General features: G+C 46.0%; 21 protein-coding genes. 3 read left to right on the forward strand and 18 right to left on the reverse strand.

The features are described from left to right. Positions 1 to 84: 84 nt before the first annotated feature. The 11 genes from BMW45_RS03480 to BMW45_RS03525 all read right to left on the reverse strand — a co-directional run bounded on the left by BMW45_RS03480 (position 85) and on the right by BMW45_RS03525 (position 9,856). Entirely contained in the window at positions 85 to 1,179 is a 1,095-nt protein-coding gene (locus BMW45_RS03480; protein WP_092246128.1) for a DUF871 domain-containing protein, read from the reverse strand. A 68-nt stretch (positions 1,180 to 1,247) separates the two neighbouring features. Further along, positions 1,248 to 1,922 carry a GntR family transcriptional regulator gene (locus BMW45_RS03485; RefSeq protein WP_025231236.1) on the reverse strand — a complete coding sequence of 225 codons (675 nt, stop codon included), beginning with the start codon at positions 1,920 to 1,922 and terminating at the stop codon, positions 1,248 to 1,250. 20 nt (positions 1,923 to 1,942) lie between these two features. After that, complete coding sequence (locus BMW45_RS03490; RefSeq protein WP_092240583.1) at positions 1,943 to 2,395, reverse strand: DUF3284 domain-containing protein; 453 nt, start codon at positions 2,393 to 2,395, stop codon at positions 1,943 to 1,945. Between the two features lie 9 nt (positions 2,396 to 2,404). Beyond that, positions 2,405 to 3,796 (reverse strand): glycoside hydrolase family 1 protein, encoded by a 1,392-nt coding sequence (locus BMW45_RS03495; protein ID WP_092240585.1) that lies wholly within the window; start codon positions 3,794 to 3,796, stop codon positions 2,405 to 2,407. 13 nt (positions 3,797 to 3,809) lie between these two features. Then, entirely contained in the window at positions 3,810 to 3,956 is a 147-nt protein-coding gene (locus tag BMW45_RS27400; RefSeq protein ID WP_115639883.1) for a multidrug transporter, read from the reverse strand. Between the two features lie 106 nt (positions 3,957 to 4,062). Then, positions 4,063 to 5,451, reverse strand: coding sequence for a PTS sugar transporter subunit IIC (locus BMW45_RS03500; protein WP_092240586.1), 1,389 nt, complete (start codon positions 5,449 to 5,451; stop codon positions 4,063 to 4,065). A 60-nt stretch (positions 5,452 to 5,511) separates the two neighbouring features. Further along, on the reverse strand, positions 5,512 to 5,817 hold the full coding sequence (locus BMW45_RS03505) for a PTS sugar transporter subunit IIB (protein ID WP_025231232.1): 306 nt from the start codon (positions 5,815 to 5,817) through the stop codon (positions 5,512 to 5,514). A gap of 206 nt (positions 5,818 to 6,023) precedes the next feature. Beyond that, positions 6,024 to 7,358, reverse strand: a complete 1,335-nt coding sequence (locus BMW45_RS03510; RefSeq protein ID WP_092240588.1) for a 6-phospho-beta-glucosidase — start codon at positions 7,356 to 7,358, stop codon at positions 6,024 to 6,026. 98 nt (positions 7,359 to 7,456) lie between these two features. Beyond that, entirely contained in the window at positions 7,457 to 7,789 is a 333-nt protein-coding gene (locus BMW45_RS03515; protein WP_025231230.1) for a PTS sugar transporter subunit IIA, read from the reverse strand. Between the two features lie 94 nt (positions 7,790 to 7,883). Beyond that, complete coding sequence (locus tag BMW45_RS03520) at positions 7,884 to 8,927, reverse strand: M42 family metallopeptidase (RefSeq protein ID WP_092240590.1); 1,044 nt, start codon at positions 8,925 to 8,927, stop codon at positions 7,884 to 7,886. A gap of 41 nt (positions 8,928 to 8,968) precedes the next feature. Next, complete coding sequence (locus tag BMW45_RS03525) at positions 8,969 to 9,856, reverse strand: AraC family transcriptional regulator (RefSeq protein WP_166433267.1); 888 nt, start codon at positions 9,854 to 9,856, stop codon at positions 8,969 to 8,971. Positions 9,857 to 10,021: 165 nt separating this feature from the next. Between BMW45_RS03525 and BMW45_RS03530 the strand changes: the two genes are divergently transcribed. Beyond that, complete coding sequence (locus BMW45_RS03530) at positions 10,022 to 10,807, forward strand: histidinol-phosphatase HisJ family protein (protein ID WP_092240594.1); 786 nt, start codon at positions 10,022 to 10,024, stop codon at positions 10,805 to 10,807. A 53-nt stretch (positions 10,808 to 10,860) separates the two neighbouring features. On the opposite strand, the gene BMW45_RS03535 is transcribed toward BMW45_RS03530, so the two are convergent. Both BMW45_RS03535 and fba read right to left on the reverse strand, forming a co-directional pair. Beyond that, complete coding sequence (locus tag BMW45_RS03535; RefSeq protein ID WP_092240596.1) at positions 10,861 to 12,978, reverse strand: glutamine synthetase III family protein; 2,118 nt, start codon at positions 12,976 to 12,978, stop codon at positions 10,861 to 10,863. A gap of 179 nt (positions 12,979 to 13,157) precedes the next feature. Beyond that, the gene (gene fba / locus BMW45_RS03540; RefSeq protein WP_092240598.1) at positions 13,158 to 14,021 is read right to left on the reverse strand and encodes a class II fructose-1,6-bisphosphate aldolase; all 864 of its coding nucleotides are present in this window, start codon (positions 14,019 to 14,021) and stop codon (positions 13,158 to 13,160) included. A 176-nt stretch (positions 14,022 to 14,197) separates the two neighbouring features. Between fba and BMW45_RS03545 the strand changes: the two genes are divergently transcribed. Continuing rightward, positions 14,198 to 15,607 carry an MATE family efflux transporter gene (locus BMW45_RS03545; protein WP_092240600.1) on the forward strand — a complete coding sequence of 470 codons (1,410 nt, stop codon included), beginning with the start codon at positions 14,198 to 14,200 and terminating at the stop codon, positions 15,605 to 15,607. Here BMW45_RS03545 and thrC read toward each other — a convergent pair. After that, positions 15,604 to 17,088: a threonine synthase gene (gene thrC, locus BMW45_RS03550; protein ID WP_092240602.1), complete on the reverse strand. Its 1,485-nt coding sequence runs from the start codon at positions 17,086 to 17,088 to the stop codon at positions 15,604 to 15,606. The genes BMW45_RS03545 and thrC overlap by 4 nt on opposite strands. 211 nt (positions 17,089 to 17,299) lie before the next feature. Here thrC and sfsA point away from each other — a divergent pair, with 211 nt between their 5' ends. Further along, positions 17,300 to 18,100 carry a DNA/RNA nuclease SfsA gene (gene sfsA / locus BMW45_RS03555; RefSeq protein ID WP_092240604.1) on the forward strand — a complete coding sequence of 267 codons (801 nt, stop codon included), beginning with the start codon at positions 17,300 to 17,302 and terminating at the stop codon, positions 18,098 to 18,100. 202 nt (positions 18,101 to 18,302) lie between these two features. Here sfsA and BMW45_RS03560 read toward each other — a convergent pair whose 3' ends face one another. The 4 genes from BMW45_RS03560 to BMW45_RS03575 form a co-directional block, all read right to left on the reverse strand. Beyond that, the gene (locus BMW45_RS03560) at positions 18,303 to 19,214 is read right to left on the reverse strand and encodes a TPM domain-containing protein (protein WP_092240606.1); all 912 of its coding nucleotides are present in this window, start codon (positions 19,212 to 19,214) and stop codon (positions 18,303 to 18,305) included. Beyond that, positions 19,211 to 20,281, reverse strand: coding sequence for a TFIIB-type zinc ribbon-containing protein (locus tag BMW45_RS03565; RefSeq protein ID WP_092240608.1), 1,071 nt, complete (start codon positions 20,279 to 20,281; stop codon positions 19,211 to 19,213). Before BMW45_RS03565 ends, BMW45_RS03560 begins: the two co-directional genes overlap by 4 nt. After that, complete coding sequence (locus BMW45_RS03570) at positions 20,278 to 21,492, reverse strand: SPFH domain-containing protein (RefSeq protein WP_092240610.1); 1,215 nt, start codon at positions 21,490 to 21,492, stop codon at positions 20,278 to 20,280. Before BMW45_RS03570 ends, BMW45_RS03565 begins: the two co-directional genes overlap by 4 nt. A gap of 249 nt (positions 21,493 to 21,741) precedes the next feature. Continuing rightward, a complete protein-coding gene (locus tag BMW45_RS03575; RefSeq protein ID WP_092240612.1) occupies positions 21,742 to 22,569 on the reverse strand; it encodes a deoxyribonuclease IV in 828 nt (275 codons plus the stop codon).

The following is a 22,569-nucleotide window of genomic DNA, read 5'->3' on the forward strand; positions in this document are numbered from 1 at the left end:
ATAGTTATGTAGTAGTTATGTTTAACGTCTCTCTCCAGAGACCGTGAAAAGGCTGCTGTTATATGCCTGCATAAATCATGCAAATCATACTTCAGTAAAACCAAACAATTTCCAGGGTTTAATGTAATCAAGCAGTACCAGTTCATAATCAGGTATATGGCCGATTACATTCTTTCTTCCGTCATTGGGCATATCCTTTAAAACAACATGCAGCTCTCCCTTATAACGGGAATATCCGTCATTTAAAATCACAACATCCCCCCGTTTTAAATCCCGGGTATTGGCAGGAAGAATAGACTTGTCTGCAAAGACTACTCTCGGCCAAGTGGACCGTATCATATATTCGCTGATATCGCCTCTGATCGCATGCTGCCGTTCAAAGTAAAGGATCTCCCGCTCTGTTTCCGTCAGTTCCTTTTCCAGACAAAGACCAAACATCAGCTTTCCAGGAGTCACTGAGGCACAGGCCTTTAACTCCTCTTCAGAAGCATAGGCATTGGCGATGATCACATCATCTACCATACGGGTTGCAAGCAAATGCCGTACCTGTGCATCCACAGGCAGGCCCCGGTGCATCTCCAGAGTACACAATCCCTCATTCACAGGCCAGGGTCCAAAGGTATTTTCATTGTTGCTGGATACAAAGGCTGCAACCTTAAGTCCGTGCTTTTTCATTTCCCGGTTACAGTAATCAAAATGCTCCAGACTGATTCCCGTATATTTCTGAGGATAAAAGTTGTGGCAGGTAATGATCCTTTCCGGCACCGGATGATGATTCATAATATTTGCCACATAGCTTGGATCGGTGCTGGCGTTCAGCTCGATCTTCAGTCCCTCGCTGTTATAGCTCATAGCTGCTTCCTTCATGCCGTCAAAGCCTTCATCCAGCCGGATCCCATCTGCATGCATTTCTTTAAAGGGAGCCAGATTGTCATAGGACGCTCCCAGTGCTTCAAAAACAGGAGGCGCCACATCCAGTATCACTTCCATACCGGATTCATGGGCCGTATCAATCATATCCCGAAATTCAAGGATCATCTCATCTTTATTTTTATTCCCCACGCTCAATAAACAGGTAAAAATCCGCTGAAACCCGTATTTGCCCGCCAGCCGGATATATTCCTTATCCCGTTCCGGAGTGGAATGCTCCGGATACAGGGAGATACCAAGTCTTCCCATAATTAAACACCTTTCCACTTTCCTGCCCAGCTTTTTGGGCATAATGGTATACCCGCAGGGTATTTCTGTTATGTGGTTATCTCAATTATTTTTTCAGTCGGGTTGTTAAATTCTCTGATATACACGACCGGGCTGCCGCTTTTGCTTACAATGGTGCTCTCAACCATAATAATCGGAGTATCCAGCTTTACGTGAAGCAGATTTATATATTTTACAGGCACTATAATAGGAAGAAACTTCTGTGTAACCGATCCTTCATCAATATACCCCTTCAGATCCAAAAGCTTATTTAAGTTGTTGTAATCATTGTCATTGATCAGGCTTTGGATCAGATAGATTTCTTCAACACTTACAGGCTTTCCATTCTTCCGGTTTAAGCGCACGATCCGGATCATCCGGTCCTCAGATCCGATTTCCAGACAGGCAGCGACCTTTTCATCGGAAAAGCAGGAGCTGAAATAAATCACATTGTAATCATAAGTATCATCCATGGGCTTATTTAAAGTCTCTGCAGATGTATTTTTTTTCATCAGCCTCTGGTCTGCAACAAAAGTGCCTTTATTTTTATCTCTGTATAATACTCCCTCTTCCACCAGTTCATTTAAAGCATTGCGCACAGTCATCCGGCTTGCATTATACCGGCTTGCCAGTTCCCGTTCTGATGCAATAGGGGTATTGACAGACGCATCCTTAATTTCTTCCATAAGGTCCTGTTTTATTTTCTGATATTTCGGAGCCCCCATTGTATCACCTCTTATCACATTTAATTCTCTTTTATCCTCTGTCCCTTAATGAAGCTTTCCATGGATGATAGCATCCTGGTAACCCTCTTTCTGGAACCTTTTTGATAGAACCAGGAGACAATTTTATAGTTTAAGGAGTAGGAAGTACTCTCCCCCTCAAATACCTCCCTGTAGTGTACCATAATGTTTCCGTCTTTACTATCTTCGATCTCGTAAAATATAACATTCGTCCCATGGGAGGTACGGAAGCTTGCCTCATAGCAGCTGGGAGATACAAACTGCTTGATCACCACATCCACATGGTTCTCCTGCCCCATCTTATTTTTCATCTTTTTTTTATAGCGAAAACCGGAATAAACCTGGTCTGGATTTACCTTTTTCCCTGTAGCCTGGCTGATATCATAAGCAACAGAGGTTGCCAGGGCATTGAAGAATTCCTTTGCCTCTACATTCAGTTTTTGATTTACTTCCATATGCCTCTCCTATTTGCCCGTTTCAAAACCGTTGTTTTTAAGCAGCTCCTGATACCAATAACCCGACTTTTTTATGGTCCGTTTCTGTGTTTCCAAATCCAGCTCCACAAGCCCATAACGGTTTTTATAAGCATTGAGCCATGACCAGCAGTCCACAAAGGTCCACACATGATATCCAATGCAATTGCTTCCTTCTTCTATCCCCTTATGAAGCCAGGTCAAATGCTCCTCATAGAACTCAATGCGGTAGTCATCCTGTATCATACCATCTGTCTTAAAACGTCCTTCATGTTCCACGCCCATACCATTTTCCGTGACCATCCATTCAATGTTTCCATAGTTGTCACGGATGTTAAGAGCAATGTCATATAAGCCTCTGGGATAGATTTCCCAACCTCTGTATGGATTCATCCGTTTACCAGGCATATCATAGATATCAAAATAATATTCCGGCGTAAATGGAGCTGATGGATTAGGTAGGCTGGCCTTTGCACAGACACGGAACGGATGATAGTAGTTTACTCCCAGAAAATCCACTGTATTTTGACGGATGATCTCCAAGTCCTCCTTAGAAACTTCCGGCAGTAATCCATGCTTTTCTATGAGAGCCACCAGCTCCGGATCATAAGTTCCCTTAACGGCAGGATCCAGAAAACTCTTATTCTGGAACAGCTCGGCAATCTTTGCCGCCTTCTCATCCTCCGGATGGGAACTTCTGGGATAAGCCGGGGTCAGGTTTAAGACAATCCCGATCTTTCCTCCCTGCTTCATACTGTGATATTCCTTCACCGTTAAAGCGCTGGCTAGGGCCGTATGATAAGCCACCGAAACTGCCGCTTGGGGATCCACCTTGCAGGGATAGTGATAGCATTGCAGATATCCGCATTCTACATGAACGATAGGCTCATTAAAGGTAAACCAGTGCTTCACCAGATCTCCGAATAAGTTAAAGCAGATCCAGGCATAATCCTTATAATAATCCACGACCTTCCTGTTTTCCCAGCCTCCCAGCTCCTGCAGCTTTACCGGCATATCAAAGTGGTAAAGATTTACAAATGGTTCGATCCCGTTTTCCCTTAATTCCAGAAACAGGCTGCGGTAAAAATCAACCGCTTTTTCGTTCACCTCACCAAACCCTTCCGGAAACAGGCGGGACCAGCTGATGGATGTCCGAAAAGAATTATGGCCTGTCTGCTTCATCAGCTGAATATCTTCTTTGTAATTCTGGTAAAAGGAAGAGGTAATGGCCGGGCCAATGGTTCCATGAAATTTATAGCTTTCCTCCTCATACCACAAATCCCAGATATTTTTGCCTCTCCCGTCATCTTCTGCACCTCCCTCACACTGGGTGGCGCTGGTTGCACTTCCAAAGTAAAACCCTTCCGGAAACTTAAGTCTCATATCTTATACCCCCTTATTTCCTTTTCTTAATCAGCATGACTGCACCCAACAGTACAAATATCAGACCAACGGTCATATACATGGCAGGGGATGGAAGCTGGGGTGATACAGTAATGAACAGGCAGCCAATGGCAATTAAAAATATGGTCCAACTTTTCATGGAGCTCTCTCCCCTTCTTTCTCTGCTAAACTTAAGAACTGCCAAATCAGTTCTGTCAGGACAACCCCTGTGAACTGGTCTGGCAGCTCCTTCTTAAACTAAGTTACTATTCGCTTTTCATCTTATTTGCCATCATTACAAATGGTGTCCAGATGGCAAAAGATATGAACAGATTAAACAATGATACAATCGCTGCCATTATGCTTCCGCCTGTTGCAAGGAAGGCGTAGATGCCTGCAGGCATTACCCAAGGTACAGCTACGAATACCGGCGGGATCAGGCCTATGGCAGTTGCACCGTATGCGATGGCCGCACATACCGGAGGAACGATCAGCCATGGAATCAAATATACAGGGTTCAATACGATAGGCATACCAAAGATGATCGGCTCATTGATATTAAATACACCCATGGGCCAGGACAGCTTGGCAATGGCTTTCTGGTCATCCCTTTTAGAAAACAGGAAGATTGCGATAATAAGTCCTAAGGTAATTCCGGAGCCGCCCATCTGGCAATAGGCATCAAAGGAACCGCGGGTCCATAAGTATGGAAGATTCGCAGCGCTCTGGTTGGAGGTAAATGCCTCAATGTTCTGGTTCAGTGCTGTTAAGTAGATTCCGTCCATGATAGGAGCAAGTACGTTGTGTCCATGGAGACCAAAGAACCATAACAGCTGGATCAGGAATACCATAAAGATTACGCTGAAGAAGCCCTGTGACAAACTGAGGAGCGGTCTCTGGATATATCTGAGAACCATATCATTAATGGTGGAGCCTGTTGCGGTTATGCAGATCTGTGTTAAGATACCTGCAACATAAATAGCGATTACACCTGGAACAATTGCCGCAAACGCTTTGCTTACTGCTGGCGGTACAGAATCAGGAAGGTTAATGGTAACCTTTTTCTGCATCAGCTTTATGTAAATCATGGTACAGATAAAGCCCATAATCAGTGCGGTAAACAGACCACCGGAACCGGTGTATCCGGAACCTAAGTATCCCCAGCCGCTGACTCCGTTTAATGCAACACCGCCGCCTGCTGTGGCAGCTACATCAAGCCCCAGACCTTTCAGCTGGTCGGCAGCCGCCGCTGCAACACCTGGAAGTTCATAGTTAAAGGTAGCGCTTTGTCCCATACAGGTGACTAAGCTTGCAAATGCGATGACTCCGCCTGCAATGGCGTTTACATCGTAGGTTTTAGAAAGATTGTAGCCCAGGGCAAAAACAAATGCCAGAGCAAGAATTACAATAGAGCCAAAATATACGTTGCCGTTTACACTGATGATAGGAGACATTGCCTGGACAAAACCGGTCATGCCTGCCTGGTTTGGAAGATCTCTTAAAAATACATTAAGTAAAACTGCTATGGAACCAACCATGGTAATTGGCATGATGGCAATAAAGGCATCACGAATGGCAACCAGATGTTTCTGGGAGCCAATTTTAGCTGCGATTGGCATAAATTTTGCTTCCATGAATGAATTAAATGCACCCATACTTTTTCTCCCTTTTTCTCCTCCCCTAAACAATTGGAACGGGGAGTTACTTTTTCATACTTACCCGTTTAATTTCCCCAGCGCCTGATCAAGTACCTTGGCGCCATTCATCGTGCCGTAAGCCATCATATCGATGACAAGCACAGGTTTCTCATTTTTCACTCTCTCGTTCATCTTCTTCTCAAGATAACGAACCTGAGGCCCCAATAAAATTATATCTGCCTTTTTCACTTCCTCAACGGATTCAGAATCTCCCACTGCCCAAATGGTGGCCTCCACGCCTTTTTCTGATGCTGCATCCTGCATTTTCTTTACAAGCATGCTTGTTGACATTCCTGCTGAGCAAACTAATAAAATATGATACATCCTCGCACCCCTTTCTGTGGTCTAGACCACTTCTCGTTACCCATATAATACTATATCATATGCAAAAACACAAGCAAATTCTAAAATAAAAATAAACTTTTTATTTAATAATTTATAATTTCCCCTTTCAACATAAACATTATTCGTTATTACGCCATAAAAAAAGCTGTGAAACAGACTTTTTCAGTCATTTTCACAGCTTTTTTCTATTTTTGACTTTCGTTTTTAAAGAATTGAGGGAGGTATTCTTTATGGGCCTCCAACAATTCATGAATGACAGCATTGGCATCGTGATCGCTTGCACAAAGAGGATTCATGTTGAGAGCCGTCACTGCCAGATCCCGGTTTCCGGTGACAGCCGCTTCGCAGACCAGGCGCTCAAAGGTCTTTATGGTTTGTATGGTTCCGTTAATCTGGGGCTTTAACTCGCCTACGGCAATGGGCTTTGGACCGCCGCTTGTGATGATGCAGGCTGCTTCCACCGCACTGTCTGCCGGTAGGTTTGTGATCGTCCCGTTGTTCCGTACGTCTACATACTGGATATCACCGGTATTATTGTGCAGGGAGCAGATTAAGTTGCAGGCAGCATCGCTGTACCTGGCGCCACCTCTCATCTCCAGCTGCTTTGGCTTTACATCCAGGTTCTCATCCTTGTACAGCTCAAACAGTTCCTCCTCCACCTTTTTTACCACTTCGCCCCGGACCCGGCCTTCCTTGTATTCCTTTAACTCCTCTTCCAGCTGTTCTTTGGTAAAGTAATAGTAGTTGTGATAGGGGCAGGGGATGCAGTGAAGCCCCCGGATAAACTCCGGTGAAAATGGCAGGGTAGAGAAATTCTTCATGGAAATTGCATCTTCGGCGCTGATGTGCTGATAGATTTCCAGGATCTCTTCCAGCCTTGACCGGCCATCCACAAATACATCGGTTGCAAAAATATGGTGGTTTAAGCCGGACAGCTCCATCGTCACCCGCTCCGGCTCCACATCTAAGAGTCTGGCAAAACCATTTACCATATTGACCGGAACGTTGCAAAGGCCGATCACCTTTTTATAATCCGTATATCTTAACACTGCCTCTGTGATCATTCCAGCAGGATTGGTGAAGTTGATCATCCACGCCTCCGGACAAAGCTCTTTCATGTCCTTTACAATATCCAGAATTACCGGAATGGTCCGGAATGCCTTGAACATGCCTGCCGCCCCGTTTGTCTCCTGGCCGATCATGCCGCGGCTTAAGGGGATCCGTTCATCCTTGATTCTGGCATCCAATAGCCCCACTCTCATCTGTGTGGTCACATAATCCGCCTCCTTTAAGGCCTCCCGCCTGTCATAAGACAGAATCACCTTCATGGGAAGTCCCGCTTTTTTAACCATGCGCTGGGCAAGGGCACCTACGGTCTCAAGCTTTTCTCTTCCTGCTTCAATATCAACCAGCCAAAGCTCTCTTACAGGCAGTTTTTCATAACGTTTGATAAACCCTTCCACCAGCTCCGGTGTATAAGAGGAGCCGCCTCCAATGGTAACGATTTTGATTCCTTCCATAATCTCTCTCCTTTTCCTGGATTGTAATAAGCCTTCTTACTCCTGAGATTGTGTCAGTGTGCAAGAAGGCTGTTATTAGGCAAATGTTTATTTACTTTTTACTTTTCAATGGCATCCTTTAAATCCTTGATCATCCGATAAAGGTTTAAAATCTCTGCCGCCTGATCCTTGGCCATCATTGCCATGGTCAGATGATCCTGGGCATGTACCAGAATAATGTTTACATCAACAGGATTCCCCTGGGCTTCCTGCTGGATCAAATCGATCTGGGACTGATGAGCGGACCTCATCTCAAGTTCCGCCTCTTTTAAGTATTTTTCGGCCTCCTCAAAGTTAAATTCCCTGGCAGACTCCATCGCCATCATGGAAAGCGATTTTGAATTTCCTGCGTTCATAATGAGCTGAAATGCTACAGCATAATTCTCATCCATGGTATACTCCTCCCCTATGTCAAATTTTTCTATATACTAGCACAAGCATCTTTTTTTTGCAAGAGAAAGTAAAAAGAGAAGAGAAAATATTTTTTTAAGGTCTGCCGGAAAATGGAAGACCAATATATCCTTCAATCAGCTTCAGAGTCTGTTCCAGGCCTTTCTCATGAGTCCGTTCCGTCCCATGGGAAGCGTGTACTCCAGGGCCGATCAAAGCACCGCAGATGTCATGGCCGCCACGGATGGCGCTTCCAACATCAGAACCGTAGTGTGGGAATACATCAACCGCAAAATCAAGGCCCCTCTCCTTTGCAACGGCAATGAGGCGGTTTGTCATATCATAGTCATAAGGCCCGGTGGAATCCTGGGCACAGATGGATACCTTTTTTTCATCCCCGGTCAAATCATCCCCCAAAGCTCCCATGTCTACCGCAATAAACTCCTCTATATCTTCCGGAATCCAGCTTGCGCCATATCCCACCTCTTCGTAATTGCTGATCACTAATTTTAGGGTCCTTTCCGGCTTATGCCCGGACTCCCATAAATCCTTTAATACTCCCATAAGGACTGCCACAGAAGCTTTATCATCTAAATGGCGGGATTTGATAAATCCGTTTTCCGTATGAACGAACATGGGATCAAAGCTGATGTAATCCCCAGGGGATATTTCAAGCTTCTTTACATCATCGATGTTTTCTACCAACTCGTCCAGGCGTATCTCCATATTTTTCACCTTCCTCTCCAGTGTTCTGGCATTGTCATAGGTGTGGACGGACGGCTCTTTTGTGAGAATGGTCCCGGTGTAGGTTTTACCGGTTCTGGTGTGTACTTTGCAGTACATGCCTTCGATGGTCTCCATCATAAAACCTCCCACAGGCACAATGGTGAGCATCCCTGTTTTAGTGATGGAACGGACCATAGCTCCCAGAGTGTCCACATGGGCGGATAAGCCTAAAACCTCCTGTTTCTGCCCGGGAACCTTAATGATGAGGCCGCCTTTCTTGTTATAATCAGAGGTAAAGCCGAATTTTGCTGCCTCTTCCTGGATTGCATTCATGACTTCCCTGGTGTAGCCGCTGGGGCTTGGGATATTTACGATTTTTTCCAAAATTGATGTGACGTATGACATTGTTTCCATGGTGATCTACCTTCTTCTTTCTTTTTTGTTTTTATGGTCTTTTACTGCAAATGTAAATTCCTGAATTGGCTGGGAGTACATCCATAGCTTCGTAAGAACAGCTTGGAGTAATAGCTTAGATGATTAAAACCACAGGCAAGTGCAACCTGAGTAATGCTGTCTGCGGTGTCTTTTAGAAGGCCCCGGCTGACCTCCAGCCTGTAAGAATTTAAAAAATCAATGGGGGACTGCTGCAGATATCGCTTGAAAATAATACAGCACTTGCTTCGGCATATGCTGCCGGATGCCGCAATATCAGACAAGGACAGCTTTTCCCCATAATGCTGGTGAATAAACGATACCATATCCTTCTGGACCGATAGATCCGAACCTCCCTGACCAGTGGTTTCCGGGGATATGGCTTCGCATCGCTCACAAAGCCGTTTCCATAACGTTAGCATGATCCCTATCACCTCTATCTCGTAGGCAACGGCCACCTGCTCCTTTATCGAATAAATTTGATCAAGTAAAGCTGCTGTTTCTCTTCCCTCGCAGCTTAAACCGTCAAAATAAATATATTCCATGCCCTGATTTTCCATAATCGGAGCTATGTACTTTTGGAAAATCAATTTATTCCCGGTAAATAACTGGGGGTGGAACAGAATGCAGATAAAATCACAATCCTGCCGATTGTAGGAATAGCCGTAGTGCATCTGTCTGGTATTGACCATGAGGCAGTCATCCTTTTTCAATAAGACCCGTTTTCCATTTACGTGGTAATTCATCTGACCTTTTAAAACGCGGATGAATTCTAAGTCTTCATGCCAGTGGCAAAGAGCTTTCCAATCTGGATAATCTGACAACTTATCCCTTTGGATATAAAGCGGAATCCCCATCTGGTCATAACGGATGATTTCAGAGGCATCCTGCATGACATAGGTATCTATCATCAAATTTTCCTCACCTTCTCTAAATACGATTGTTATAATAAATAAAAATAATTGTGTTAGATAAGAGGGTCTCAGTGCATTATCATTATATCATATAAATCTTAAACCGGCAAAAAGGTTAAAAAAATTCATTCATATACATAAATGAGACTGGAGGAACAGAATATGCTGTCAGATTATCATATACACACTTATTTCAGTGATGATTCCCAGTGCCCTATGGAGGAAATCGTACAAAGGGCAATACTTATGGGACTTGATGAAATTGCATTTACGGAACACGTAGATTATGGGGTAAAAACAGACTTAAATTGTAATTATAATCATTATTTTAAAGAAATAGAAGAAATGAAGGAAAAATATAAAGGAAAATTGACCATAAAAGCAGGAATTGAATTCGGAGTCCAGTCTCACACCAGCCCTCTTTTCCAAAAAGATTACGAAAAATATCCTTTTGATTTTATTATTTTGAGTAATCATCAGGTGGGTGACAAGGAGTTCTGGAATTACCAGTTCCAGGAGGGAAGAAGCCAGGAAGAATTTCAAACGGCTTATTATGAGGCCATTTATGAAGTTGTACAAAATTACAAGCAATACTCTGTCCTGGGCCACTTAGATATGATCAAGCGGTATGATACCTATGGGGATTATCCGGACAGCAGAATTATGGATATCGTGGACAAAATACTCCGCTGTGTGATTGCTGACGGAAAAGGGATTGAGGTGAATACTTCCAGCTTCCGATATGGTTTAAAGGACTTAACGCCATCCAGGGAGATCCTGAAACGGTATCTTCAGTTAGGCGGACGCATCCTTACCATCGGCTCGGATAGCCATAAGATGGAGCATCTGGGGTGCCATATTGGGGAAGTAAAGAAGATCTTAAAAGACATTGGATTCAAGCAATTCTGTACCTTTGAGCGCATGCAGCCCATTTATTGGGAGCTATGAGAAAAGGTGCTGTCCTGCAGCCAGGACGGCACCTTTTTTCATATCCACTGCCATTATACTTCGAAAATCAAGTCTCCATAACTTGGCATTGGCCAAAATTCTTTATCTACGATCATTTCCAGCTTATCAGCAGGATCACGGAGAGCTGCCATGGCAGGTACTACCTCATCCCGGAAAGCATTTGCCCGTTCCTTGTTTCCTTCGATGGCCGAACATTTCGCGTCAGCATCTGACAGAGTGGCCAGGGCTACCTTCATATCGGAAAGATAAGCGCTTACCTCTATGAGAAGTTCTTCCTGAACACTGGTATCGGCTGCCGGACACGCTGTCTTTACCTTTCCCAGGGAATCTGCCAGCAGAGATGCATACTTCACGGCCGCCGGGATGATCTGCTTTCCGGTCATGTCGATCATGACTCTTGCCTCGATGTTAATGGCTTTGCTGTAAGCCTCATATTCGATCTCAACCCGGGATTCCAGCTCAGCCTTTGTGAATACCTTAAACTCCTCAAACATCTTTACCGAAGCATCTGTAGTAAGTGCAGGAATCGCCTCAACCATTGACTTAAGGTTTGGAAGACCTCTTCTTTCTGCTTCATCCACCCAGGCTTGGGAATAACCGTTGCCGTTGAAAATAATCCTTCTATGAGCAGCCAGCTGCTCTTTAATCATATCATGGACTGCCGTATCAAAATCAGCCGCCTTCTCAAGGACATCTGCCGATTCCTTTAACGCCTCAGCAGCAATGGTGTTTAAAACCACATTGGGAGAAGAAATGGAATCAGAGGAACCAACCATTCGGAACTCGAACTTATTGCCGGTAAATGCAAATGGGGAGGTTCTGTTTCTGTCCGTAGCATCCTTAAATAAATCAGGTAAGGTTCTGACACCCGTTTTTAAGGTGCCGCCCGCCTTGGAACGGGTAGCCTCTCCGGTGCTGCAAAGCTGATCTACTACATCCTCAAGCTGTTCGCCGATGAAAATGGAGATAATGGCCGGCGGCGCTTCATTTGCCCCAAGCCTGTGATCATTTCCAACATCAGCCGCAGATTCCCGAAGGAGATCCGCATGGCGGTCAACCGCCTTTAAGATACAGGAAAGCACCAGCAGGAACTGGATATTCTCATGGGGTGTTTCCCCTGGATTTAATAGGTTAATTCCATCGTCAGTGGTTAAAGACCAGTTGTTATGCTTACCGGAACCATTAACCCCTGCAAACGGTTTTTCATGAAGCAGACAGTTTAATCCATGACGGCCAGCCACCTTTTTTAAGGTTTCCATTACTAATTGGTTATGATCAACGGCCACATTTGCCTGCTCATAGATAGGGGCCAGCTCATGCTGTGCGGGAGCAACTTCGTTATGCTGGGTCTTTGCAGGCACACCTAACTTCCATAGCTCTTCATTCACTTCCTTCATATAAGCCGCGATCCTCTCGCGGATGGAACCGAAGTAATGGTCCTCCAGCTCCTGTCCCTTCGGGGGCATCGCTCCGAACAAGGTGCGTCCGGCATAGATTAAATCTTTTCTCTGTAAATACTTTTCATGATCAACCAGAAAATATTCCTGCTCGGCACCAACGGAAGGAGTCACCCTTTTTGAGGTGGTATTTCCGAATAATCTTAAGATTCTTAGAGCCTGCTCGTCTACGGCTTCCATGGATCTTAAGAGAGGTGTTTTTTTGTCAAGAGCTTCTCCTGTATAAGAACAGAAAGCGGTGGGAATGCAGAGAGTAACACCGATGGCATCTTCTCTTAAGAATGCAGGGGAAGTGCAATCCCAGGCGGTATAGCCTCTTGCTTCAAAAGTCGCCCTTAAGCCTCCGGATGGGAAAGAAGAAGCATCCGGTTCTCCCTTTACCAGTTCCTTCCCGGAAAACTCCATAATTACCTTTCCTTCCGGTGTGGGGGCTGAGATGAAGGAATCATGTTTTTCAGCGGTAATTCCGGTAAGAGGCTGAAACCAATGGGTATAGTGAGTTGCGCCTCTTTCAATGGCCCAGTCTTTCATGGCATGTGAAACGACGTCTGCAATCGATGGATCCAGCACTGCACCATCCTCAATGGTTTTCTTTAATTTTTTGAAAACAGATTTTGGCAAGCGCTCTCTCATTACGGTTTCGTTAAATACATTCTTACCAAACAGCTCAGCTACGTTTACAACTTCGCTCATAAATTTTCCATCCTCCCATATTTTGATAAGTCAAACTGCCTTTATAGTCTCCTCGCGATCTGAATATGCGCATAAATCAGAAAAGGCGTCCTCCCGGTATAAGGAGAACGCCATCGTTCTTAAATTAAATTAAACCATTTTCCCCAAAAAATCAAGTACTTTTTTGAAAAATATTTTCCTTAAGCTTTTCCAACGGAGCCAAATAATTCCATCTTCTCTTTTACAGTTGCTTTAATAGCCTCTGTGCCGGGGGCGAGAAGCTTACGTGGATCAAAGCCTTTGCCTGCTAAATCCTTGCCTGCCTCAATGTACTTACGGGTAGCTTCTGCAAAGGTAAGCTGGCACTCTGTATTCACATTGATCTTTGCAACGCCAAGGCTGATAGCCTTCATGATCTGGTCTTCCGGGATGCCTGTCCCACCGTGAAGTACTAAAGGCATATCGCCTACTTTCTCCTTGATGGCAGCCAGGGTCTCAAAGCTTAAGCCCGCCCAGTTATCCGGATATTTTCCGTGAATGTTGCCGATACCTGCAGCCAGCATGGTTACGCCTAAGTCTGCAACCTGCTTGCACTCATCAGGATCTGCGCATTCGCCCATACCCACTACGCCGTCTTCCTCTCCGCCGATAGAACCAACCTCTGCTTCAATGGAAATTCCTTTTTCTGCACAGACTTTCACAAGCTCAGTCGTCTTTTCTACGTTCTCAGCGATAGGATAATGGGAACCGTCAAACATAATGGAAGAAAATCCCGCTTCAATGCACTTATAGCAGCCATCATAGGAACCATGATCCAGATGAAGTGCTACGGGAACTGTAATGTTTAATTCTTCGATCATGGCTTTCACCATAGCTGATACGGTCTTATAGCCTGTCATGTATTTACCAGCGCCTTCGGAAACACCCAGGATAACCGGGGATTTCAGTTCTTCGGCTGTCTGTAAAACAGCTTTCGTCCACTCAAGGTTGTTGATGTTGAACTGTCCAACTGCGTACTTTCCGTCTCTTGCTTTTTCAAGCATATCTTTTGCTGAAACTAACATATCACAAACCTCCATTTGTTTTTTCTCTTGCTCTATATTATTATATACCATCTTACCCTATTTGGAAAGAATAATTTTTCCAGATTGTCTTTTTTATAACAAAGTTACATTTTGCTTTTATTCCCTATATGCCTTATAATGAGGGCAGGTTCTAAATACATAATAGGAGATTTTTTATGAAACGAAAGATGTGGCAAGGCATTTTCCGCCGACAGGACTCTGAAACCACAGAAATGCAGGAACGCCAGGAAGGGACGGATCTGTTCTCCAGCAAACAGCTGCGCCAGTTGATTTTTCCCTTAGTCATAGAACAGATACTGGCTGTATTTATGGGAATGGCTGATATCATCATGGTAGCCTCCTGCGGCGAAGAAGCCGTGTCTGGCATATCCATCGTGGATACCATAAACGTCCTTCTGATCGGATTATTCGGGGCAATGGCCGCGGGTGGTTCCGTGGTAACAGCCCAGTACATCGGCCGGAAGGATGAAAAAAGTGTCGCCAAAGCCTCAGGCCAGCTGTTCCTGGCTGTGGGCGGGCTTTCCATGGCCATAATGGCAGTGACCCTGATCTTTAATGGGCAGCTTCTAAGACTCATATACGGTGAGATCGGCCAGGAGGTCATGCATAACGGGAGAATTTATTTCTATTTGTCCTCCCTCTCTTATCCTTTTCTGGCATTTTATAACAGCAGTGCAGCCCTTTTCAGGACAGCCGGAAACTCCAAGGTATCCATGCAGGTCTCCCTGGGTGCCAACCTCTGCAACATCGCAGGAAATTTCCTGTTCATCTACGTATTCCATATGGGCGTGGCAGGTGCCGGGCTTTCCACCATGTTTTCCAGAATCCTGTCCGCAGTAATTATGTTTTCCCTTCTTAAAAAGCAGAGCCATTTTCCCATTGAGTTCCGTCTGCGCCCGGACAAGAGGATGCTGCGCCAGATCCTCTACATCGGCATACCAAACGGCCTTGAAAACAGCATTTTCCAGCTGGGAAAGCTTTTGCTTTCCAGTCTGACTGCCAGCTTCGGCACTATGGCAATTGCTGCTAATGCGGTGGCAAGCACCATCTGCGGTCTGGAAACTATCCCTGCAAGCGCCATAGGCATAGCCCTGGTAACGGTTGTGGGACAGTGTGTAGGGGCCGGAGAACTGAAACAGGCCCGCAAATATATGGGAAAGCTTTTAAAAACGGCATATATCTGTCTGTGGATATTAAACCTTGCCATCATACCGTTTTTAAATCCCATATGCAGCCTGTTTCATCTGTCGGGCGAGACCAGCGCCCTGGCTTATAAGCTGATGCTTTACCACAGCATCTGCTGCATGATAATCCATCCTCTGTCCTTCTGCCTGACCAACGGACTGCGGGCCGCCAATGACGTCCGTTTTACCATGACTGTTTCCATATGTTCCATGTGGATCTGCCGGATCGTCATGGCCTACGTATTAAGCCTTTATTTCGGCCTTGGACTTATGGGAATCTGGATCGCCATGACCATCGACTGGCTGGTGCGCGCCATCTTCTTCTCCACCCGCGTATTAAGCGGAAAATGGTGCCGGTATGCCAACCGGAACATCCGTTAGCTTAAAAAGCTTACAACTGCTTCTTTCATCTTATCCGCATCGCACACTGTATCATGACGTACAGGTGCGGTGCGGATTTCTTCTACTGCCTGGGGAACGGGAACCTTTGATATCTCTGCCAGATGATCGATGATCCGGAATTCATCCGGCTCCTCCTGTACTCCTTCAATGGCTTCCAGAACGCTTCCTGCAAACTTATATGGGCTTGCTGTGGAGGCAATGATATTCTTTGCCTGATCCTTTGTCTCTGCCGTGTATTGGTCATATACGCATGCTGCCACACCGGTATGGGGATCGATTAAATAGCCGGTATCCTCAAAAACCTTCTTAATGGCTGCCCTGGTTTCCTCTTCTCCTGCAAAACCTCCCATAAAATCTTCCATAAAGTGCTTCATACCAGGGGTTACCGTATAGCTGCCTTTATCGCCCAGTTCCTTCATAAGAGCCGCATTGGCTCCTGCATCACAACCGGCGCTTAAATAAATCAGGCGCTCTAAATTGCTGGATATTAAAATATCCATGGACGGAGAACTGGTGAGGATAAAGTCCCGGTTCCTGTCATAGGTCCCGGTCTGGAAGAAATCATAAAGTACCTTATTTTCATTGGAGGCACAGATAAGGGTCTTAATGGGAACCCCCATCTGCTTTGCCAAATAGGCGGCCAGAATGTTTCCAAAGTTTCCCGTAGGCACGGTAACATTGATTTCTTCACCGTCAGAAATTTCTTCACAGGCAAGGAGCTTTGCATAGGCGTAAACATAATAGACCACCTGGGGAACCAGCCTGCCGATGTTAATGGAGTTGGCGGAAGACAGTTGAAAGCCCTTTTCATCAAGCATGCGGGCAAATTCCTTATCTCCGAATATCCTTTTGACCCCTGTTTGAGCGTCATCGAAGTTTCCATGAATGGCGGCCACATGGGTATTTTCCCCTTTCTGGGTTACCATCTGAAGCTCCTGGACACGGCTTACGCCATCCTTTGGATAAAATACGATGATTTCCGTTCCTTCCACATCGGCAAAACCGGCCATAGCAGCCTTTCCTGTGTCGCCGGAGGTAGCAGTAAGGATCACGATTTTATTTTTTACCTGATTCTTTTTTGCCGCAACGGTCATCAGATGAGGAAGAATAGAAAGAGCCATATCCTTAAATGCAATGGTACTTCCATGGTATAATTCCAGATAATAGGCTCCGTCAGCCTTGGCTAGAGGAGCGATCTCCTCTGTATCGAATTTGCTGTCATAAGCCTGTTCAATACAGCTCTTTAACTCCTCAGAACTGTAATCCGTAAGAAAAAGCTTCATGACCTCATAGGCTGTTTCCTGATATGTTAACGCCGACAACTCTTTCATGGATTTGTCAAGCTTTGGGATAAAACATGGCATAAACAGGCCGCCGTCTGCCGCCAGACCCTTTAAGATTGCCTGGGAAGCCGTCACACCGGCTTCGCCGCCCCTGGTACTTTGATAGGATATTTCCATGGTATTTTATTCCTTTCCTGCTCTCTCATAATGTCAATGGATCAAAAACCTTGCCAGCATTGTAGCACACTTTCTTTAACGGTGCAAGAAAAAAGGGCAAAAAAGTTTTCACCTAGCGGACGAATGTATTCACTCTAGAGACACAAGGGTTCCATTTTTATTCTCTATATGGTAAGATACAACCATGGATACGAAAGGAGAGACAGCTTCATTGAGATACGAACACATGCTGAAAGGGATCTTTGTAAACCGACCCAACCGTTTTATTGCCCACGTCCTGATTTCAAAAGAGGGGGTTGGGGAAGTGGAAGTGATCTGTCACGTTAAAAATACAGGGCGCTGCCGGGAGTTACTAATCCCCGGAGTTAAGGTGCTGGTGCAGTTTCATCCGGAGGCCGCGGCTCTTGGAAGAAAAACAGAATACTCTTTGATCGGCGTATGGAAAGAACGGGAAAGAGGTGGTCCGGTCCTCATCAATATGGATTCCCAGGCCCCAAATCAGGCAGCATACGAATGGCTGCAATCCATCCGGGAAAATTCTTCCCTTCCTTTTCATCAGACGGAGGATACACCTTCCCTTTTCCGCCCGGTCATAAAGGATATCAGGCGGGAAGTCACCTACGACCAGTCACGGTTCGATCTGGCTTTTCATGCGGTGCTGCCGGGAAAAAGGGAAACCCATGGAGAGGAGACCCCTGCATTCATGGAGGTTAAGGGAGTCACCCTGGAAGAAAACGGCCTTGCCATGTTTCCTGATGCACCGACGGTGCGGGGAGTAAAACACATAGAGGAGCTTATTAATGCCCACAGGGAAGGGTATGAGACTTACATCCTGTTTGTCATCCAGATGAAAGAGATGGAAGCATTTACGCCAAATAAAAAAACGCATCCGGAATTTGCAGAAGCGTTAAAAAGGGCGAAGGAGGCCGGGGTCCATATTTTAGCATATGATTGTGTCGTAACAGAGGATTCCCTCTCCCTGGACATGCCTATCCCGGTCTATCTGACGTGATAAGTGAGGAAGCTTTAAAAAGGGAAGAACGAACATTGTATAGCGAATCCGCAACAGCCGTATGCGCAATGGAATGACAGCCATCATATAAAAAACCTGCCGGGAAAAGTCCTTGCTTTTCCCGGCAGGTTTTTATTTATATATTCAGCGAGACAAGTCAATCGGATATTCGCAATCCGATTCGCTATTTGATGAGGCTAAATTAAAATTTCCGCCCTCCGCCTCCCATGGTGCGTCCAGAGGAGGTATGGGTAGTACTCCTGCCGCCGGAGGAAAAACCGCCTCCGCCCCCGCCTGTATTCCCCTGATTCCGTGGAATGATCATATAGGTCACGGTTTTGTTCACCAGATGGTCGAACTGGTCCGAATACCGGAACTGGCAGTTTGCACGATAGGCCATCAATGAGTTCTTAGCCCAGCCTCTCTCCTTTTTCATGGAATACCGGCTGGTTACTCCCCCGCAGGCTGAGGCCGCTGCAATAAGCCCGATAAGGGCCGCCAGGGCTGCCTCATACCACCGGATGCTGCGGTAAACACTTATTTTTCCTGTCTCTTTATCATAATTATACTGTCCTCCGGGAATTCCGGCCTTGTAATACTTGGTCACACCGTCCAGAAAGCTCCCGGCACAGGCTCCGTAATTTTGATTGCTAATCTCGTCATAAGCGGAATCCAGAATGGAATTCCAGCGCTTATCCGTTAAAAAGCGGTTCATCTTTCCTACCGGAAGGATGTAAAGCTCCCGGTTATCCATGTCGATCAGGAACAATACCCCGCTGTAATCCTTTCCAACTCCGTAGACTCCTCTTATGTAGAAATCCTCCGCATATTGTCCGGCCGACTTTCCACCTGCCTGGTCTGTGGTTGTAATCACCACATCCATGTTCATTTCTTTTCTCATCGCCTGGATCTGAGTTTCAAATGTTTCTATTTCTTCCTGGGTAAAAAGTCCGGCTTCATCATATACCCGCTTTTCCTCTGAAGCGCCTTCCGGGCTTTGGCTTTCGGCAAAAGCTTTCATGCCACCGGAAAGAACGATCAGAAACAGAAGAACCATGAACAGTAAAACGGTTACCTTGCTTATCCGAAGGAACAGTCCATTTGTTTTCATCATATCAGATACCCCACAATCAGCATAGCAAGAAATACGGGCAGGAATATTTCCATAAACAGAAGCATCAGTTTGTTCCGGTCCACAGGAAGCTTGCCGCATACCTTACCGGTCTGCCCATTCACTGTAAAATAATACATCTGGTCCTTTGCCCCGTCGTGGTAGGTAAGAGTCCACACCGGCAAAAGTGCATACTCCCATCGTTCGTCCTCCAGGCGGACGGATTGATTCTGAACCCTCACAGAATCATAGGAGGTAATGCTGTTTTTTAAGGACTGCTCGGCAAACAGGCGCACCTCTGACTTTACATCCTCAGAGAATTCCTGCTCTCCCATGTCCCGCCGTTCTGCCACAAAGCCGGAAAGATACCCCATGGAAAATGGCTTCATTTTCTCCGTTTCAAAAGGCAGAACGCCCTCCACCAGCTCCCGGTTGGACTTCTTGAGGGCATTACGGGGCACGAATTTTACGGGCATAGAGCCCTCCCTGCGGACATCATAGGTCTGAGTTTCCGTATAGCGGCGGTCACCGCTTACCCAGACCCGCAGACGGTCTGCTTTTGCATTCAGGCTTCCCTCCGCCCGGCAGCTGTAAAGCATGTAAGGAAAATATACACCGGAAATCTTCTCGATCTGGTCTTCGCTGTAAAAAGCTTTTGGAACAAACCGTTTCTTTTTCATCCATTGCTCAAAGATTTCCACGGCCCGCTTCTTTTCCATTGCAAATGGAACCACATAATCCGGATGGAATTCCCCGGTCAGCCTGCCCGATAAAATCACCGGGTTATGGCAATAGTAGCAGAAGGTGGCTGCAGTGGTCTCATCCGTTACGATCTCGGCACCGCAGCTTGGGCAGGTATAAAGGACAGGCTCTCCGTCCTGTTTCTTTGCCTTAGGAGCCTCAGGCTCCCTGCTTTTCTTTTCTGCCTTAGGCTCCTGCGGCTCCCCGCTCTCTGTTTCTTTCTGGTTGAATTCTGATAAGCAGTATTCACAAGCATACTTCTGCTTTTTCGGATCAAAGAAAAGCGGCCCGCCGCAATTTGGACATTTATAGCTTATGATCTCACTCATGGTCTTGGTTTTCCACACTCCGAACAAAATCTGCCATTGTTTACAGTTTTACATTCACAGGTCCATGTTCCTGCCGGCTTTGGGTTTCCGCATTCCGGGCAGAATTTTCCTGTATTCACACTTCCGCAGCCGCAGGTCCATTGGCTTTCCGAAGGGCTTTCGGCCTTACCCGCTCCGCTTGCCGGGGTCCGTTCCATGGGATTTTCCTGCTGGGCCCGGTTCATCTGCATCTGCTGATAATTGGCATTTGAGGCTGCTCCCATAAAGCCGCCGCCAGTATTCATACCCATGTTCATCCCCATAAATCCTGCCATGGAACCATTGGCATTGCTTCCTGCCGCTTCAAGGCCTCTGGCCACTGCTCCCTGCACATAGCCCTCCCTGACCCCGGGATCGCCAAGCATAGCGCCCTGGTTGCGCATCTGGATCAGCTTCTTTGATTCCTCATCATAGGAAATACTGGCGATTCCCACGGACTGGATCTCGATTCCTCTCTGATCCTTCCACTGATCATCAAGGACACCCGCCATATACTGTCCCAGCTCTCTTCCTTTTGAAGCTACATAGGAGATCCGGATGCCATCGGCGGACATCTGGTTGATTGATGACTGAAGAGCCTCTAAAAATTCAGATAAATACTGGGCATTGATGTCATCTACTTCGACCCGGGAAGCATTTTTCGGTATGGCTTCCCCATAGAACAACAGAGGGTCTGTTACCTTGATGGAATACGTTCCATGGGCCCGCAAAAACAATTCCGCATTATAAAACTGATCGAAATAATTGATGGGATTGGGAGTTCCGAATTTAATCCCTTTAATCTCCTGTAAGTTAATAAAATACACCCTCTGGGAAGTGGGTGTCTGGCCGCCGAAGCGGATCCGGTCAAAGGATTCCTTTATGGCCTCATCGAACTGACCGTTAAAGAGGGATGGAAGGGATGAATTTTTCACGGTAAAATAACCTGGTTCTCCGGTGTAATCAATCACCTTTCCGCCATCGACCAAAATCATGAACTGATTGGGGTAAACATGAATGACGGAACCATCAGATACCGTATATTCTGTGCTCTTTGTATTGGATCCCTTCCGGATCTTCACTCCGCTGGTGAATACGGTCTGATCTCCCATATTGCCTGCTTCTATCACTTCAAGCCACTGGTCTGCCAGTGAACCTCCTACTGCGGTAGTAAGTGCCTTAACAATTCCCATGTCATTTCCTCCTTAACGGTTTTTATTCGATGAGTGAACTCATCTTCACTCTCTTTCGCTCATTATATCATGAACCTGCGGTTCCTGATCGTCATTCGCCGTTCGTGCCGATGAGTAAACTCATCTTCACTCTCTTTCGCTCATTATATCATGAACCTGCGGTTCCTGATCGTCATTCGCCGTTCGTGCCGATGAGTAAACTCATCTTCACTCTCTTTCGCTCATTATACTACACCATTAATCGGTTGGCTATACCGTTCCTCTCATCATGGAAATTTCTTTTGCGTACCCGGAAAGGTCATTGGGCGTTTCCAGATAAAAAGGAAGGCCCTTTAAAGCCGGGTGAACCGTCATCCGCTTCAGAGCCTCAAAACCGATAAAGCCTTCTCCGATTTTTGCATGACGGTCCTTGTGAGCCCCCAGAGGGTTCTGACTGTCATTTAAATGGATCGCCTTTAATCTGTCCAGGCCGATAATCCGGTCAAACCGGTTTAAGACTCCGTCCAGATCACCGGCAATATCATAGCCTGCATCCCATACGTGGCACGTATCCAGGCAGATGCCCATATGATCCTTTTGCTCCACACGGTCCAGGATCTCCCGTAACTCTTCAAATTCCCGTCCTACCTCGCTGCCCTTGCCGGACATGGTCTCTAAAAGGACGGTGGTATGAAGTTTGGGTGTCAGAACCTGATTCAGCATATCGGAAATATAACGGATCCCCTCCTCTGTTCCCTGTCCCACATGGCTTCCCGGGTGGAAATTGTAGCAGTTTCCGGGAGTGTATTCCATCCGGTCTAAATCATCCTTCATGGTATCTCTGGCAAGGGTCCGAAGCCCTTCATCCGCAGAGCAGGCATTTAAAGTGTAAGGCGCATGGGCCAGGATTCGGGTTATTCCATGTTCCATGGCAAAAGCCAGGAAACGGTTCACATCATCAGGGTTCATGGCCTTGGCCTTAGTTCCCCTGGGATTTCTTGTAAAAAACTGAAAGGTGTTGGCATCAATCTTTACAGCCTCCTTCCCCATGGCAAAATAGCCTTTAGAGGAAGACAGGTGACATCCGATCGTAAGCAT

Source organism: Lacrimispora sphenoides, from assembly GCF_900105215.1.
Taxonomy (GTDB): domain Bacteria; phylum Bacillota; class Clostridia; order Lachnospirales; family Lachnospiraceae; genus Lacrimispora; species Lacrimispora sphenoides_A.

What these genes read in the sequence shown, in the direction of transcription:
- BMW45_RS03480 (WP_092246128.1), bottom strand. Translation starts at nt 1,179, where the DNA reads ATGGGAAGACTTGGTATCTCCCTGTATCCGGAGCATTCCACTCCGGAA.
- BMW45_RS03485 (WP_025231236.1), bottom strand. Translation starts at nt 1,922, where the DNA reads ATGGGGGCTCCGAAATATCAGAAAATAAAACAGGACCTTATGGAAGAA.
- BMW45_RS03490 (WP_092240583.1), bottom strand. Translation starts at nt 2,395, where the DNA reads ATGGAAGTAAATCAAAAACTGAATGTAGAGGCAAAGGAATTCTTCAAT.
- BMW45_RS03495 (WP_092240585.1), bottom strand. Translation starts at nt 3,796, where the DNA reads ATGAGACTTAAGTTTCCGGAAGGGTTTTACTTTGGAAGTGCAACCAGC.
- BMW45_RS27400 (WP_115639883.1), bottom strand. Translation starts at nt 3,956, where the DNA reads ATGAAAAGTTGGACCATATTTTTAATTGCCATTGGCTGCCTGTTCATT.
- BMW45_RS03500 (WP_092240586.1), bottom strand. Translation starts at nt 5,451, where the DNA reads ATGGGTGCATTTAATTCATTCATGGAAGCAAAATTTATGCCAATCGCA.
- BMW45_RS03505 (WP_025231232.1), bottom strand. Translation starts at nt 5,817, where the DNA reads ATGTATCATATTTTATTAGTTTGCTCAGCAGGAATGTCAACAAGCATG.
- BMW45_RS03510 (WP_092240588.1), bottom strand. Translation starts at nt 7,358, where the DNA reads ATGGAAGGAATCAAAATCGTTACCATTGGAGGCGGCTCCTCTTATACA.
- BMW45_RS03515 (WP_025231230.1), bottom strand. Translation starts at nt 7,789, where the DNA reads ATGGATGAGAATTATGCTGTAGCATTTCAGCTCATTATGAACGCAGGA.
- BMW45_RS03520 (WP_092240590.1), bottom strand. Translation starts at nt 8,927, where the DNA reads ATGGAAACAATGTCATACGTCACATCAATTTTGGAAAAAATCGTAAAT.
- BMW45_RS03525 (WP_166433267.1), bottom strand. Translation starts at nt 9,856, where the DNA reads ATGATAGATACCTATGTCATGCAGGATGCCTCTGAAATCATCCGTTAT.
- BMW45_RS03530 (WP_092240594.1), top strand. Translation starts at nt 10,022, where the DNA reads ATGCTGTCAGATTATCATATACACACTTATTTCAGTGATGATTCCCAG.
- BMW45_RS03535 (WP_092240596.1), bottom strand. Translation starts at nt 12,978, where the DNA reads ATGAGCGAAGTTGTAAACGTAGCTGAGCTGTTTGGTAAGAATGTATTT.
- fba (WP_092240598.1), bottom strand. Translation starts at nt 14,021, where the DNA reads ATGTTAGTTTCAGCAAAAGATATGCTTGAAAAAGCAAGAGACGGAAAG.
- BMW45_RS03545 (WP_092240600.1), top strand. Translation starts at nt 14,198, where the DNA reads ATGAAACGAAAGATGTGGCAAGGCATTTTCCGCCGACAGGACTCTGAA.
- thrC (WP_092240602.1), bottom strand. Translation starts at nt 17,088, where the DNA reads ATGGAAATATCCTATCAAAGTACCAGGGGCGGCGAAGCCGGTGTGACG.
- BMW45_RS03560 (WP_092240606.1), bottom strand. Translation starts at nt 19,214, where the DNA reads ATGATGAAAACAAATGGACTGTTCCTTCGGATAAGCAAGGTAACCGTT.
- BMW45_RS03565 (WP_092240608.1), bottom strand. Translation starts at nt 20,281, where the DNA reads ATGAGTGAGATCATAAGCTATAAATGTCCAAATTGCGGCGGGCCGCTT.
- BMW45_RS03570 (WP_092240610.1), bottom strand. Translation starts at nt 21,492, where the DNA reads ATGGGAATTGTTAAGGCACTTACTACCGCAGTAGGAGGTTCACTGGCA.
- BMW45_RS03575 (WP_092240612.1), bottom strand. Translation starts at nt 22,569, where the DNA reads ATGCTTACGATCGGATGTCACCTGTCTTCCTCTAAAGGCTATTTTGCC.